This is a genomic window from Tepidanaerobacter sp. GT38, assembly GCF_021991635.1.
Lineage (GTDB): Bacteria > Bacillota > Thermosediminibacteria > Thermosediminibacterales > Tepidanaerobacteraceae > DTU063.
This window is the reverse complement of sequence record NZ_JAFFJA010000015.1, coordinates 58,037-72,166: the sequence shown is the minus strand read 5'-3', so window position 1 is coordinate 72,166 and position 14,130 is coordinate 58,037. Positions and strand designations below refer to the sequence as shown.

Annotated in this window: 16 protein-coding genes, 1 riboswitch and 1 other annotated feature; all 16 genes read left to right on the top strand. The window is 42.9% G+C overall.

What is annotated here, in order from left to right; genetic code table 11:
- The first annotated feature begins 188 nt into the window (after nucleotides 1-188).
- Nucleotides 189-489, top strand: a binding site (T-box leader).
- 112 nt (nucleotides 490-601) lie between these two features.
- The 16 genes from JT739_RS03555 (at nucleotide 602) to cobK (ending at nucleotide 14,107) form a co-directional block, all read left to right on the top strand.
- Nucleotides 602-1,951: a TrpB-like pyridoxal phosphate-dependent enzyme gene (locus JT739_RS03555; protein WP_237659718.1), complete on the top strand. Its 1,350-nt coding sequence runs from the start codon at nucleotides 602-604 to the stop codon at nucleotides 1,949-1,951.
- A 19-nt stretch (nucleotides 1,952-1,970) separates the two neighbouring features.
- Nucleotides 1,971-2,483, top strand: a complete 513-nt coding sequence (locus JT739_RS03550) for a tryptophan transporter (protein ID WP_237659717.1) — start codon at nucleotides 1,971-1,973, stop codon at nucleotides 2,481-2,483.
- A gap of 34 nt (nucleotides 2,484-2,517) precedes the next feature.
- Nucleotides 2,518-2,670, top strand: a complete 153-nt coding sequence (locus JT739_RS03545) for a helix-turn-helix transcriptional regulator (protein WP_255688297.1) — start codon at nucleotides 2,518-2,520, stop codon at nucleotides 2,668-2,670.
- Nucleotides 2,671-2,854: 184 nt separating this feature from the next.
- A riboswitch (cobalamin riboswitch) is annotated at nucleotides 2,855-3,030 on the top strand.
- A 166-nt stretch (nucleotides 3,031-3,196) separates the two neighbouring features.
- On the top strand, nucleotides 3,197-4,270 hold the full coding sequence (locus tag JT739_RS03540; RefSeq protein WP_237659716.1) for an iron ABC transporter permease: 1,074 nt from the start codon (nucleotides 3,197-3,199) through the stop codon (nucleotides 4,268-4,270).
- A gap of 20 nt (nucleotides 4,271-4,290) precedes the next feature.
- Complete coding sequence (locus JT739_RS03535; protein WP_237659715.1) at nucleotides 4,291-5,046, top strand: ABC transporter ATP-binding protein; 756 nt, start codon at nucleotides 4,291-4,293, stop codon at nucleotides 5,044-5,046.
- 35 nt (nucleotides 5,047-5,081) lie between these two features.
- Nucleotides 5,082-6,041 carry an ABC transporter substrate-binding protein gene (locus tag JT739_RS03530; RefSeq protein ID WP_237659714.1) on the top strand — a complete coding sequence of 320 codons (960 nt, stop codon included), beginning with the start codon at nucleotides 5,082-5,084 and terminating at the stop codon, nucleotides 6,039-6,041.
- 83 nt (nucleotides 6,042-6,124) lie between these two features.
- On the top strand, nucleotides 6,125-7,453 hold the full coding sequence (locus JT739_RS03525) for a cobyrinate a,c-diamide synthase (protein ID WP_237659713.1): 1,329 nt from the start codon (nucleotides 6,125-6,127) through the stop codon (nucleotides 7,451-7,453).
- Nucleotides 7,444-8,064: a precorrin-8X methylmutase gene (locus tag JT739_RS03520; RefSeq protein ID WP_237659712.1), complete on the top strand. Its 621-nt coding sequence runs from the start codon at nucleotides 7,444-7,446 to the stop codon at nucleotides 8,062-8,064. Before JT739_RS03525 ends, JT739_RS03520 begins: the two co-directional genes overlap by 10 nt.
- The gene (gene cbiD, locus JT739_RS03515; RefSeq protein WP_237659711.1) at nucleotides 8,061-9,125 is read left to right on the top strand and encodes a cobalt-precorrin-5B (C(1))-methyltransferase CbiD; all 1,065 of its coding nucleotides are present in this window, start codon (nucleotides 8,061-8,063) and stop codon (nucleotides 9,123-9,125) included. The genes JT739_RS03520 and cbiD overlap by 4 nt, the downstream gene beginning before the upstream one ends.
- Before the next feature lies 1 nt (nucleotide 9,126).
- Nucleotides 9,127-9,723 carry a precorrin-6y C5,15-methyltransferase (decarboxylating) subunit CbiE gene (gene cbiE / locus JT739_RS03510; RefSeq protein ID WP_237659710.1) on the top strand — a complete coding sequence of 199 codons (597 nt, stop codon included), beginning with the start codon at nucleotides 9,127-9,129 and terminating at the stop codon, nucleotides 9,721-9,723.
- On the top strand, nucleotides 9,710-10,261 hold the full coding sequence (gene cbiT / locus JT739_RS03505; protein ID WP_237659709.1) for a precorrin-6Y C5,15-methyltransferase (decarboxylating) subunit CbiT: 552 nt from the start codon (nucleotides 9,710-9,712) through the stop codon (nucleotides 10,259-10,261). The genes cbiE and cbiT overlap by 14 nt, the downstream gene beginning before the upstream one ends.
- Entirely contained in the window at nucleotides 10,258-10,920 is a 663-nt protein-coding gene (cobI, locus tag JT739_RS03500; protein WP_237659708.1) for a precorrin-2 C(20)-methyltransferase, read from the top strand. Before cbiT ends, cobI begins: the two co-directional genes overlap by 4 nt.
- Nucleotides 10,917-11,672: a precorrin-4 C(11)-methyltransferase gene (cobM, locus tag JT739_RS03495; RefSeq protein WP_237659707.1), complete on the top strand. Its 756-nt coding sequence runs from the start codon at nucleotides 10,917-10,919 to the stop codon at nucleotides 11,670-11,672. Before cobI ends, cobM begins: the two co-directional genes overlap by 4 nt.
- Nucleotides 11,669-12,649: a cobalt-precorrin 5A hydrolase gene (cbiG, locus tag JT739_RS03490; RefSeq protein ID WP_237659706.1), complete on the top strand. Its 981-nt coding sequence runs from the start codon at nucleotides 11,669-11,671 to the stop codon at nucleotides 12,647-12,649. Before cobM ends, cbiG begins: the two co-directional genes overlap by 4 nt.
- Complete coding sequence (gene cobJ / locus JT739_RS03485) at nucleotides 12,642-13,361, top strand: precorrin-3B C(17)-methyltransferase (protein ID WP_237659705.1); 720 nt, start codon at nucleotides 12,642-12,644, stop codon at nucleotides 13,359-13,361. Before cbiG ends, cobJ begins: the two co-directional genes overlap by 8 nt.
- Nucleotides 13,358-14,107: a precorrin-6A reductase gene (gene cobK, locus JT739_RS03480; protein ID WP_237659704.1), complete on the top strand. Its 750-nt coding sequence runs from the start codon at nucleotides 13,358-13,360 to the stop codon at nucleotides 14,105-14,107. The genes cobJ and cobK overlap by 4 nt, the downstream gene beginning before the upstream one ends.
- Nucleotides 14,108-14,130 lie beyond the last annotated feature (23 nt).

Here is a 14,130-nt window from a genome sequence, read left to right as displayed (position 1 = left end):
GATAGCTTGATTGATAACCCTAAGACGAGTTATCTCTTTTTGAGTCATGTTGAATGTCTCCTCTCTCATACCTGACATTTTATCAGAATAAATTCAACATGACATTATCACAGAATAACAACATTTAAATTAAAAAATATTTGACTTTTCCTTGGGATTTGATTATAATCTTTGTAAGATTAAATCTATGAACTTCTGTGATAGGGAATAGTAACCATGATGAAAGGTCAAAGAGAGCCGCCGGTGGTGGGAGTGCGGTACCGGAAGTCTTGGTGAATGGGCCCTGGAGAAGGTGCGGCAAACTAAAAGTAGCTGCATCCGGCAAGTCCCCCGTTAGCAAAGGACAGGATATCGCGATATTATCGCCGTATCCGGAAGAGTGAGTTTTACATTGAGGTGGCAAAGCATTTTATCCTGAAGATAAAATGCTTTTTTGTTACTAAAATGTAAAACTAATTTGGGTGGCACCGCGGAACATCCGTCCCATTAAGGGACGGATTTTTTGTTTGTGAGGTGATTTAAATGACATGAAAGCATGAAATTTGTATATACAGCTGTAGCAATAAGGTATCAATAAGTAAAATAGGAGGAGTGATTTGGTGTGAATGAAACCAAAATATTGCTAACTGAGAAAGAGATTCCTACACATTGGTATAATATTCAGGCGGATATGCCGAATCCTTTAAAGCCGCCTTTAAATCCTGTAACGAAAAAACCTGCTGCCCCCGATGAGTTAGGAGCTATTTTCCCGCAGGAAATCATAAAACAAGAGATGTCCACAGAGCGCTTTATTGAAATACCTGAGGAAGTGCGGAAGCTATATGCCTTATGGAGGCCATCACCGGTTTACAGGGCTCATCGCCTTGAAAAGGCCCTGGATACCCCGGCTAAAATCTACTTTAAATACGAAGGAGTAAGCCCTGCCGGCAGTCATAAATTAAACACCGCCATACCACAAGCTTATTACAATAAAAAGCAGGGAATTAAGCGGCTTACAACCGAGACCGGGGCAGGCCAGTGGGGAACGGCACTGTCTATGGCCTGCAAGTTTTTCGGTTTAGAGTGCACAGTCTATATGGTAAAAATAAGCTACAATCAAAAGCCCTATCGCCGATCTATGATGCAGCTTTTCGGCGCTGAGGTTTTTGCAAGCCCCAGCGATAAGACCCATGCAGGTCGAGAGGTGCTTAAAAAAGATCCGGATTCCAACGGCAGCTTGGGTATCGCCATAAGCGAAGCTGTGGAAGACGCAGCAAAAAATTCAGATACCAATTATGCCTTGGGCAGCGTCTTAAACCATGTGGTGCTGCATCAGACTGTGATTGGTCTTGAGGCGAAAAAGCAGATGGAAAAGGCCGGCTACTATCCGGATGTGGTCATAGCATGCTCCGGAGGTGGCAGCAATTTCAGCGGGCTTGCCATGCCCTTTGTGCAAGACAAAATCAAGGAGGGCAAGAAGACCCGCATAGTTGCAGCGGAGCCTGCTGCCTGCCCCAGCTTGACTAAAGGCAAGTTCACATATGACTACGGCGACACAGCTCATCTTACTCCTATGATGATGATGTACACTTTGGGGAGTGACTTTATGCCACCCGGCATTCATGCAGGAGGTCTTAGGTACCACGGCTCATCTCCCATCCAAAGTCAGCTGTTACATGACGGCCTGATTGAAGCCGTGGCTTATGAACAGCCGGACGTCTTTGAGGCCGCAGTGCTTTTTGCACAAAATGAAGGCATCGTGCCGGCGCCGGAATCATCCCATGCGATAAAAGCTGCAATAGACGAAGCAATAAAGGCTAGAGAAGCCGGTGAAAGCAGGACAATTCTGTTTTGCTTAAGTGGTCACGGATACTTTGATATGACAGCTTATGATATTTATCTTTCAGGAAAACTGCAAAATTCCAGTCTGCCCGATGACATTATAAACAAGGCGCTGGAGAAACTATCCTAAATTAAGGGAGGTAATCTAAGTGAAGCTTAAGGGTATGATATTAACATCACTTCTGATAGCTATAGGTTTAGTCCTTCACTATATAGTGCCGCCTATTGTAGGAGGCATGAAACCTGATTTCTTGCTGGCAATGCTCTTTGTTGCCCTTTATATAGACAATACGCCAAAAAATGCATTAGTTGCAGGCCTGTTAGCTGGGATTTTTTCTGCACTTACAACAGGATTTCCTGGTGGCCAAATTGCCAATATGGTTGATAAGTTTGTTACAGCCTTTGCGGTCATGGCTATGATAAAGGTGCTTGCCAACTTTAATTCGAATCTGACTGTGCTGTTTACGGCATTTGTAGGCACGGTGCTGAGCGGTGTGGTATTTTTGCAGACGGCACTTTTTGTAGTTGGAAGTTTGCCCTTGGCTTTTCCAGTTCTCTTTACCACCATAGTCATTCCAACGGCGCTGATAAACACCGTCGCCACATTCCTATGCTACAAAGTGGTGTTTTCCGCCAAAGATATGATTACACATAAAGCATAAACTTATGAGCTGCCGCAAACTACATTGAAATAGTTTGCGGCAGCTCTTTTTATTTATCCAAGAAATCTTAGCAAAAAAGGCTATTCGCCTCTCAACTTTAGATGCGATCTGTAAGGTTTTAGGATGTCAACCCGGAGATATTCCAGAATACAAAAGAAACGAAAGATATTCAAAGATAATAAGATAGCAGGCGTAAAACTTCGAAGTTGATTTATGTAAGATGAAGAACGCGTAAAGCTTTGGGAAGAAAAAAAGGGATAAAGACGTAAGCACTTGACTTTAAAATTGATATGATTAAAAAATGCAACTCTTATTGCAAATATTTTATCTTTTTGGTAGAATGTAAAAAAGATGTTGTGGCAAGAATAAAATTTAATATATACCATTCAGGTAATTTTATATTTTAAAAGGGAAAGCGGTGAAAATCCGCTGCAGCCCCCGCTACTGTGAACGAGGACGACTCCACAAAACCACTGGCTAAAAGCCGGGAAGGGTGGACGAGGATGATGCGTGAGCCAGGAGACCTGCCTGAATGTTGATATACTTCGGCGGGAAGTGTTTTACTGTTTTTGGAAAAGACCATCTTCTCGGATGGTTTTTTTATTAGCTCCTGCTGTGCAGGAGCTTTTTTGATAAAAGCAGGAGGTTTCTGTGCTAAATAGCAACATTTGATAGCGAGTTGCTGGATCAATTTACTTTGAAAGGTGAATCCTTTGGAAAACTACTACAAACACCTTCAACTAGAGTACTTTAGAAAAAATAAATATAGAGTATGGATTGCTTTAGCAGCCCTTACAATCCTGATGATTGCTACTTTCTTTACCTCCATAAATCTTGGAAGGGCGTATATAGGGCCTCGGGACATAGCGTATGTCATCTTGGGCCGCCTATTTGCTAGGGAAGACATCCTTTCGCTTTTAGATGAAACAACGTCGGCTATCATCTGGGACATAAGGCTTCCTCGAATACTATGCGCATTTTTCGTAGGTGGAGGCCTTGCGGTTTCGGGGACAATATTTCAGTCGGTCCTGATGAATCCCATGGCCGATTCATATACTATGGGTGTATCTACCGGAGCAGCCTTCGGAGCGTCCATAGCCATATACTTAAACATTATGGCTATGGGATTTGCAATTCCCATTACCGCAGCCGCTTTTTTGGGGGCAGTGCTCACCTTATGTATTGTAATGACTCTCTCTAAAGTAAGAGGATATTTAAGTCCCGTAAACCTGATACTATCAGGAATTATTGTCAGTTCTATCCTTTCTGCCGGGGTGACTTTGATAAAAAACGCAGCAGGAGAAAATGTAGGTGCTATAGTGGGGTGGATGATGGGCAGCCTTTCATCAAGCAGTTGGAGTGAAGTCTTCTTAGTTTTACCGGTAACTGCTTTAGGAACTCTGATACCTACATATTTTGCCAACAGCCTAAATTTATTATCACTAGGTGATGAGGAAGCTAGATTTCTAGGAGTGGATCCAGAGAAATCCCGAAGGATTTTTTTAACCGCAGCTTCCATGATAACAGCGGCATGTGTGTCGGTAAGCGGCATCATAGGTTTTGTAGGACTCATTGTGCCACATATGCTACGGCTGGTTCTGGGAGCAGATAACCGGAAACTCATTCCTTTTTCCATGCTTTTGGGGGGTGAGCTCTTGCTGGTGGCGGACACGGTAGCACGGGTTCTTTTAAGAATGGAAATTCCGGTAGGAGTGATTACCACCATGCTCGGAGGGCCATTTTTCCTCTTCATATTCATCAGAAAAAACCGGCGCCGATATGTATAGCATTAAAAAGGGGTGAACCCATGTATAAAATATCAAATGTAAATTTTTTCATAGGAAAGCGATTAATTCTTAAAGACCTGTCTTTTTCCATAAGACAGGGAGAAATATTTACAATTATAGGCCCCAACGGCTCCGGGAAGACTACATTGCTTAAATTGCTGACTGGGTTTTACAAGCCAAGTTCAGGGGAAATACTGCTCGACGGCATAGATATAAGGATGATGACCCCTAAGGCCCTCAGCCAAAAACTTTCCGTCATATCTCAAAATGTAAACATTCAGTTCCCCTTCACCTGTTTTGAAGTTGTGATGATGGGAAGAAACCCGAAGCTGGCAAATAATCAAAAGCCCAGCAAAAGGGACATGGATGTGGTAATTTGGGCCATGGAAAAGACGAATACGCTGCAATATTGGGACCGATTGATAACCGAACTCAGTGGCGGTGAAAAACAGAGGATAATGCTGGCCCGCACGCTGGCTCAGGAAACCCCATATATTTTACTGGATGAGGCTTTTTCCGACATGGATATGCATTACGTCATTAAATCCATGAAACTGTTAAGGGAGCTGGTGGAACAGAAAGGTGTCACTGTGGTCAATATAGTCCATGATTTAAATTTGGTATATCACTTTAGTGACAGTGTCCTCCTGTTAAATGGCGGCAAGATAGAAAGATTGGGCCATAGAGTTGAAGTGATGAAAAAGGAAAACATTGAAAAGACATTTAAGATCCGGGTTGAAAGCATAAAGGGCAGAGGAATGCTCATTCTCCCGTAAATAAAAAAATTCTTTTTTAAAAGGAGATGATATTGTTGAAAAAAATTGTGGTTTACATATTGTCTTTCGTGCTGATATTGGGCATTGTAGGATGTTCTCGGCCGGCGGAAACTGTCAATGACAGTGATTGTGGGAATGAAGCTGTTATCCAAATAACCGATGATGAAGGCAAAGTAATAACCATGGAAAAACCTGCCCAAAGAATTATATCATTGTATTCTGCCCACACTGAGAACCTCTTTTCCTTGGGGCTTGACGAACAGATAATCGGCGTTGGCAAAAGTGACAACTATCCAGAACAGGTAAAAGAGAAAAAGGCCTTTGACTATAAGTCTGACCCGGAAAACGTAATTGCCGAAAAACCGGATTTGGTTTTGATCAGGCCATTTATCTCAAAAAGTGTTCCGGATTTTGTTGAAGCACTAGAAGGTGCAGGCATAACGGTGGTAAGTCTATACCCCAATAAATTCGAGGATTTTGATGGATATATCATGAAACTCGCAAAGCTCACAGGTAAGACCGAAGAGGCGAAAGCCATGCTCCAAAGTTTTCATGAGGAAATTCAAAAAATCAATGACATGACTAAAGATATCCAGCCAAAGGTCAGGGTTTTCTTTGAGTCTACGGAAAATGAATGCCGCACTGTCACAAAGGATTCCATGGTGGCAAAGGCAATAGAGCTTGCAGGCGGAGTAAATATCGCTGAAGACGCCCAGCCGGTCAGTGAAACTTCAAGTATAGCATCTTACGGCGTGGAAAAGGTTCTAGAAAAGGGGAAAGAAATCGACGTTTATGTAGCTCAAAAGGGTGCCATGAATGCCAGAAGTTCACCAGAAGCCATCTCATCACGGCCGGGCTATTCGGCAATAAAAGCGGTAAAAGAAGGCCGGGTATACGTGATTGATGAAAAATTAGTTTCCAGCCCTACTTTTAGATTCAAGCAGGGTGTAGAAGAGCTCGCAAAAATGTTCTATCCTGATATCTTTGAAAACTAGCGCTTATCAATGACGTTTTGCCAAATTTTTGGATTGTTGCTTGTGATATTTACAAGTAAAAGAGACCATAAGGAGACATGATTATGAAAGGCATTATGATAACTGCCCCATCTAGTGGCAGCGGTAAGACCATGGTGACCATAGGCGTTATAAAGGCTTTAAGGGATACGGGTTTTAATGTATGTGGTTTTAAAACCGGACCCGATTACATAGATACATCTTTTATCAGTCGTGCTTCCGGGAAAGAGGCAGGCAATCTTGACATGCATCTTCAGGGCCAAGTAGGTATGAAACAGTCCCTGGGGTTAGGAGAGGGTGAATATTGCATCATTGAAGGTGCCATGGGGTATTTTGACGGCATATATAACACCTACGAAAACTCCAGTTTCCACATTGCCAAAATCCTAAGTGTAAACTCGATTCTGGTTTATACCCCGCAAAATGAGATGTTCTCTGCTGTTCCCAAAATAAAAGGCATGGCTGATTTTCCGGGCTCTACTATCAAGGGAGTGATACTAAACCGGGTAAGTGAAAAAATGTTCCATCTCCTGAAAGATCCTATAGAAAAGTTTACCGGTCTTCATGTCTTGGGTTTTGTGCCCAGTATAAGTGACCTAGAGTTTAAAAGTCGACATCTGGGACTGGTGCAGAGCGTTGAAATAAGCGACATAAACAGCCGCATTCAAAAGATTGCAGATATAATCAAACAAAATATCAACTTAAGCCTCTTGATAAAGCTCATGGCGGACGTTAAAGCCTTGCCTGTGGATTATCCCTCCAGAAGAAACATCAAAGTAGCGGTAGCAAGAGATAAAGCATTCTCTTTTTACTATAGAGAAAATTTGAATATCCTTAGCCGGTGCTGTGATGTGGTGTTTTTCTCGCCTCTTACGGATACTAGGCTGCCCCAATGTGACCTCTTATACTTGGGAGGCGGTTATCCGGAGGTATTCAAGGATGAGCTTGCCTTAAATACATCGATGCTTGCATCTATTAAAGCCTTTGCTGACAGAGGAGGCTGTATCTTTGCCGAGGGCGGAGGGTTCATGTATCTTATGGATTATATTGAGGACTGCAAAATGGCAGGGGTTTTTAAGGGAAAGGCCACAATGACAGATAAGCTGCAGCAATTCGGCTATATAGATATAAAGCTTAAGAAGGACTGCATGTTAGGTAAGGTTGGAGATAAGCTAACCGGCCATGAATTTCACAAATCGGTAGCAATGGCCCAAAATGCAGATACCGTATACAGCATTACTAAGACCAAAGGTGATAAGACCTGGTCCTGTGGCTATAAATATAAAAACGTGCTGGCGGGCTATCCCCATATAAGCTTTTTTGGAAATATAAACTCCTTTTTATCCATGTTAGATTATGTGGACAAGAGCAAGGAGGGAAGCCTGTGTATTTAAAAAATCCTGCTGCTATAGAGAGAAAAAGCATGGAAATAATCCGGCAGGGCTTAGCCGGTGTAAGCTTTGATGAAAGGGAACTGGAAATTGTGAAAAGAATGATACACACTACCGGAGACTTTGATTACAAAAACCTAGTAGTGTTTAAAAATAACGCGGTGGATGTTGGTATAACCTTGCTGACCAAGGGGTGCAGTATATTTACCGATACCAGGATGGCCTGGGCCGGAATAAACAAAAGGGCTTTAGAAAAATCAGGTTCTAACTTGCGATGTTATATTGATGATGAGGGAGTAAAAATGCTTGCACAGAAAAATGGCACCACCCGAGCAAGTGCTGCCATAGATATAGCATGCAAAGATAAGGTGGATATATATGTTATCGGAAATGCCCCAACGGCTCTCTTTAGGGTTGGCGAGCTTCTAAAACAGGGTAAGATAGCGCCTTCGCTGATAATAGGTGTGCCAGTGGGATTTGTAGGGGCAGCAGAGGCCAAGGATTTTATTAGAGAGTTGGAAATTCCCTCCATAACCACCAGGGGGACTAAGGGTGGAAGCAATGTGGCAGCTTCTATTGTAAATGCCCTTTTATACATGGCGGTGGGAAGATGAAAGATTTATATGTAGTAAAGGGAGGCAAAAAACTCCGGTGTGGCTACACCACCGGCAGCTGCAGCGCAGCCGCAGCCAAAGCCTGTGTTATGATGTTGCAGGCTAATAAGTTGATGAGCAAGGTTTCCATAGATACTCCTGCGGGTATAAAGTTGGATCTGGACGTAATATCTCCGGAGCTGGGACCCGGCTATGCCTCATGCTGCGTAATAAAGGACGGGGGTGATGACCCCGATGTTACAGATGGCATGGAGATTTGTGCAAGGGTCTCCAGGAGGGGTGACCGTAAAATAGTAATAGACGGCGGCGAAGGCATAGGCAGGATAACCAGAAAAGGGCTGTTCGGCAATGTAGGGGAAGCGGCCATAAATCCAGTGCCTCGGAAGATGATTGAAAAAGAAATAAGGGAAATATCCTCGGACGGCTATGATGTTTTGATTTACGCACCTAGAGGCGCCCAAATTGCAAAAAAAACCTTTAATCCTAATCTCGGCATCGAGGGGGGTATCTCGATCATAGGAACTTCCGGAATCGTAGAGCCCATGTCCGAGAAGGCACTGCTTGAGACCATATATTTAGAAATGGATTTGCTTTACGATGAGGGATGCAGGGAAGTAATTCTTTTTCCGGGAAACTACGGTAAGAACATGGCTAAAAGTCTCGGACTGCCTGACAAAGGAGTTCAGGTATCAAACTTTATCGGTGAATCAATAGCTTATGCCTACAACAAGGGATTTAGAAAAATTACTTTGGTGGGCCATATAGGGAAGCTTTCCAAGCTAGCTTTAGGAGCATTCAATACCCACAGCCGGGTCTGCGATATGCGCATGGAGGCTTTGGTTTATTACCTGGCCCTAATCCAGGCTCCCCTGGAGATTTTAAAACAGGTGAATAGCTGCACTACAACGGAAGAGGCGCTGGAGATCATTATACAAACTGGATACAAATCCATTTTCGAAGATATGAAAAAAGGCTGTATTGAGAGAATCAGGAAATATCTAAAAGACGACGATTTTGATGTCGATGTTTACATATATTCCATGAAATACGGGGTGCTTTAACATGATTAGAGTTATTGGAGCAGGGCCGGGAGATGTCAAATATTTGACCCGAGAGGCCTATGAAGTGATATCAACATCTGAAAACCTTATAGCCTTTGGAAGGATATCAAAATCCGTAGAAAAAATTAACGGCAAAGTTATACGAATTCAAAAGGTCCATGAAATTTTAGAAATGATAAATCAAAAGGATAATGTAGATATTCTTGCCTCTGGCGATCCTTGCTTTTTTGGTATTGTGGAATACCTAAAAGAAAACGGAGTCATCATTGATGAAGTGATACCCGGTCTTTCATCATTTCAATATATGATGGCTAAACTCAAAAAAAATTGGCAGGAAGCCCGTTTTATAAGCCTTCATGGAAGGAGAAGTAGTCTGGAGGAAGTGCTATCCAGCAGAATCTGCGTAATATTGACAGACGAGGATCACAGCCCGGGATATATTTCGCGAAAGCTTTATCTCATGGGGATTTCAGGCTTAATATATGCTGGGTTCGACCTTTCTTATCCCGAGGAGAAGATAATTGTGAAAAAAATAGGAGAGGACATACCGAATTACTCCAGCCTATCGGTGGTGGTGGTTGAACATGCGGTGGATTAGAGATGAAGAATTTATAAGAGGCAAAATCCCCATGACGAAATTTGATGCCAGGATTGCTGCCATAGCGGCTTTGGAAATAGAAAAAGGTGATACTCTTTTGGACGTTGGGGCAGGCACAGGTTCCATTTCCATTGAAGCAGCCCTGCAGGGGGCAACAGTATTTGCTGTGGAGGCCCAAGAGGAAGGGACAAATCTTATACGTCAGAACGCCCTTAAATTCAAAGTGGATATTGAAATCATTAATAAACATGCTCCTCATGGCCTTGAGAAAATTTCAGGTTTTAACAAATGTTTTATCGGAGGCAGTGGTGGAAAACTAAGACAGATCTTTGAGCATGTCAATGAGAAAATGCCTTCCGGTGGGATCATTGCAGCAAACTTTATAACCTTAAAAAATCTAAATGAATTTATGGTTCTTTTAAACCATTATGCCTACGAGGACATTGAATTGAAACTAATTCAGGTATCTTATATGGAAAATGCCGGGATAATAAAATCCCAGAATCCGATTTTTTTAGCGAGAGGAAGGAAACCGTGAAAAAATTGTACGGAATCGGAGTAGGGCCGGGGGATAGCGAGTACATCACCCTGAAAGGATATAACCTTATACGAAAAGCCGATATGGTGTTTATACCCTCCAGCGGCGGAAAGAGTTTTGCCGGAAACATTGCCAGGGATTATATAAGGGATAAACAGGTTTTAGAATTGGATTTTGCCATGGACGGAAATGAGAAGCAAAAATACGCCATTATTGCCCGGTTTATAGATGCCAAATTAAAATCAGGGCAAATCGGTGTATTTTTAACATTGGGAGACCCAATGGTGTACAGCACTTTTTGTTATCTTCAAAAGGAGCTTGTGAAGCTAGGCATTCAGGTGGAGACCGTGCCGGGAGTGACTTCTTTTTGCGCCGCTGCCAACCGTGCAAAGGTGCCTGTAGCCCTCAAAGGAGAGAGCTTTTATCTGTGTGACGGGAATATAGATGAAGAGGTTTTAAAGGCAGTTGATTCGGTCTGTATTTTAAAAACATATAAGAATAAAGCAAGCATCCTCGATACTTTAGAAAAATACGGATTTGAATATGTATATGTAAAAAGATGCACCTGTGACGAGGAAAAGGTCTTGTTCGAAAGGGACGAGATCCTCAAAGACACTGATTATATATCCCTTATTTTGGGAAGGAGGAAAACAGAGTGATAAGCTTTGTAGGTGCAGGCCCGGGGGATGTTGATTTAATTACGGTAAAGGGAAGAAGACTCTTGGAAAGGGCCGATGTGGTCATATATGCGGGATCCTTAGTATCCAGAGAACACCTGACCTTTTGCAAAAAAGGGTGCAAGTTTTACGACAGTGCCTCCATGACATTGGAAGAAGTAATTGAAGTTATGGAAAGGGAATACCGCCAAGGGAAAAGTATTGTAAGACTTCATACCGGAGATCCTTCCATATACGGAGCTATAAAAGAGCAGATGGATTTACTGGAGGAAAGGGGCATTGAGTACGAAGTGGTCCCGGGGGTCAGCTCTTTTACAGCAAGCTGTGCCGCCATAAAGGGTGAATTTACCCTACCCGGCATAAGCCAGACGATTATAATAACCCGGCTGGAGGGCAGGACCCCGGTGCCAAATACGGAATCCCTGGAACTCTTAGCTGCCCACAAGGCTTCTATGGCCATATTCTTATCGGTGGGGAATATGGAGAGGGCTGTTAAAAAGCTGAAACAGGGCTATGGAAGAAGTGATGTGCCAGTAGCGGTAGTATATAAGGCCACCTGGGAAGATCAAAAGGTGATAATGGGAACACTGGATGACATAGCCCAAAAGGTAAAGGACCAGGGGATAAGAAACTTTGCCATGATTCTCGTTGGGGATTTCATAAATGGCAAATATGAGAGATCTAGACTTTACGCTCCTGGCTTTTCCCATGGCTTTCGGAGGGCTACCCAGTGAAGTGCGCCGTGATATGTTTTACAGATTCGGGAGAAAAGATAGCAAAGGCTATCGAAAGAGGCATTCCAGGCGCCCGCATATACAGTCCAAAAACATGCTCATCGGGTGTTAAATCCAAAATGGCCATGATAGCCCGAGAATATGACCGAATCGTATTTGTATGTGCTGTAGGTATTGCGGTGAGGTTGATGGCGCCTTATATCAGGCATAAGATCCAAGACCCTGCTGTAGTGGTGGTAGATGATATGGGGAAATACGCCATTAGCCTTTTATCAGGGCATATTGGCGGAGCCAATGATTTTACAAAAGAAGTAGCCAAAATCATCGGTGCCCACCCCATAATAACTACGGCATCCGAAGGGAGAGGCATAGAATCGGTAGACATGTTTGCCAAAAGGTGTAACCTTGTCATTGAGAATATGGAAGATGCCAAAACCATAACGGCTATAATGGTAAACGGTGGAGTATTGCGGGTGGTCTCGGAAATTCAGACCATGATAAATTACCCCAGAATATCAGAAACCGATTATGATGGAATCCTTTACATCACACCCCAAGAGTCAGTATCCTGCCACAAACCTTACTGCATTTTAAGGCCTAAAAACCTCACCGTTGGAGTGGGTTGCAAAAGAGGGAAGACTCGGGACGAAATTTTAGAGGCCATCTTCAATGTCTTTAAATCTAACAATTTGAGCATTAAATCCATAGAGTCACTGGCCACCATTGACATAAAAAAGGATGAACAAGGCTTGATTGAAGCTTGTAAGTATTTAGGCTGCAGGTTTTATACATTTTCAAAAGAACAAATACGCTCCGTTCAGGAGATGTTCCGGGGGAGTGCTTTTGTGGAAAAAGTGGTAGGTGTGACAGGTGTTTGCGAACCCTGTGCCTATTTAACTTCCGGGGAAGTGATTGTTGGCAAAACATTATTGAATGGTGTAACAGTTTCTGTGGGGAGGAAAAAGCAGCATGGCTAAACTATATGTGGTGGGCCTGGGCCCCGGCGGTAAAGATTGTATGACATCAAGGGCAATTGAAGCTATAGAAAAATCAAAAGTCATAGTAGGATACAAATTCTATGTGGATTTGATAAAGGATATGTTAGGTGGCAAGGAAGTCATAACTACCGGCATGCGTGGAGAAATACAGCGGTGCCAGTTGGCCATTGAAAAGGTAAAGCATGGGTTGGACACGTCCATTATAAGCACCGGGGATGCAGGCTTATATGGCATGGCAGGACCTATACTGGAACTTGCTGAGGGCATTGATGTGGAAGTGGTGCCTGGGGTAACTAGCTGCTTTGCTGCAGCGGCAGAGCTGGGGGCTCCGATTATGCACGATTTCTGCTCCATAAGCTTGAGCGACCTTTTAACACCATGGGAGGTTATAGAAAAAAGGCTCGAATGTGCCGGAGCTGCCGACTTTAGCATAGCCTTGTACAATCCTAGAAGCCACGGCCGCCCTGAGAATTTAAAAAAAGCAATAGATATTCTGTTAAAATACAAAAAACCCGACACCCCAGTAGGGATAGTTAAAAATGCAGGCCGTAACGGAAACCAGAGGGTGATAACTACCATTTCCAATATAGAATACGAGCTGGTGGATATGGCTACGGTTTTGATAATAGGCAACAGTGCCACCTATGTAAAAGGAGATAAAATGATTACTCCCAGGGGGTATAAAATTTGATATGGATAATAGGAGGGACTCGGGAAGCCGCAGAACTGGTCCAAAGAATAAAAGGTGATGCCAAATACGTCATTACGGCTGCAACCGAATCCGAGCGGGAGTTTCTGAATGATAAAAACCTTGTGGTAGGTCGTATGGATCGGATAGGCATGGAAGCTTTTATCAGGAAAAATTCCATTTACTTGATAGTAGACATGTCCCATCCCTATGCCTTGGAAGTTACGAAAAATGCCAAAGAGGTCGCTCGAAAACTCAACATTGATTATATACGCTATGTGCGAAAAAAAACCAAAGATACCGAAGGCAGTATTTATCTCGATTCCATTGAAGAATGCCAGAAGTTTTTAAGGTCTGTAAAGGGATGTGTGTTTATTACAACTGGTTCAAAAAACATAAAGGATTTTGAATCAGTAAGGGGAAACAACAGATTTATCTACAGGGTTCTGCCTACCATAGAAAGCATTGAAGAATGCTTGAAGAACAGAGTAAAAATTAAAGATATAGTTGCTGCATTGGGCCCATTTAGTAAAGACTTGAATGCCGTCATGTTTAAAGAATATGGTGCCGATTATGTGGTAATGAAAGATAGCGGCAGCGAAGGTGGCACTTATGAAAAAATCCAGGCATGCAGGATGCTCAATATCCCGGCGGTGATTATTGGCCGCTATGATGAGCAGGGATTGGAGAGTATAGACGAAGTTGTAAAATATATACGGCAAAAACTAAGAGGTTTTAGGCTGAGATGAACATAAGCCATAAAGCTGCCTGT

What these genes read in the sequence shown, in the direction of transcription:
- JT739_RS03535 (WP_237659715.1), top strand. Translation starts at nt 4,291, where the DNA reads ATGTATAAAATATCAAATGTAAATTTTTTCATAGGAAAGCGATTAATT.
- JT739_RS03525 (WP_237659713.1), top strand. Translation starts at nt 6,125, where the DNA reads ATGAAAGGCATTATGATAACTGCCCCATCTAGTGGCAGCGGTAAGACC.
- cbiD (WP_237659711.1), top strand. Translation starts at nt 8,061, where the DNA reads ATGAAAGATTTATATGTAGTAAAGGGAGGCAAAAAACTCCGGTGTGGC.
- cbiE (WP_237659710.1), top strand. Translation starts at nt 9,127, where the DNA reads ATGATTAGAGTTATTGGAGCAGGGCCGGGAGATGTCAAATATTTGACC.
- cbiT (WP_237659709.1), top strand. Translation starts at nt 9,710, where the DNA reads ATGCGGTGGATTAGAGATGAAGAATTTATAAGAGGCAAAATCCCCATG.
- cobJ (WP_237659705.1), top strand. Translation starts at nt 12,642, where the DNA reads ATGGCTAAACTATATGTGGTGGGCCTGGGCCCCGGCGGTAAAGATTGT.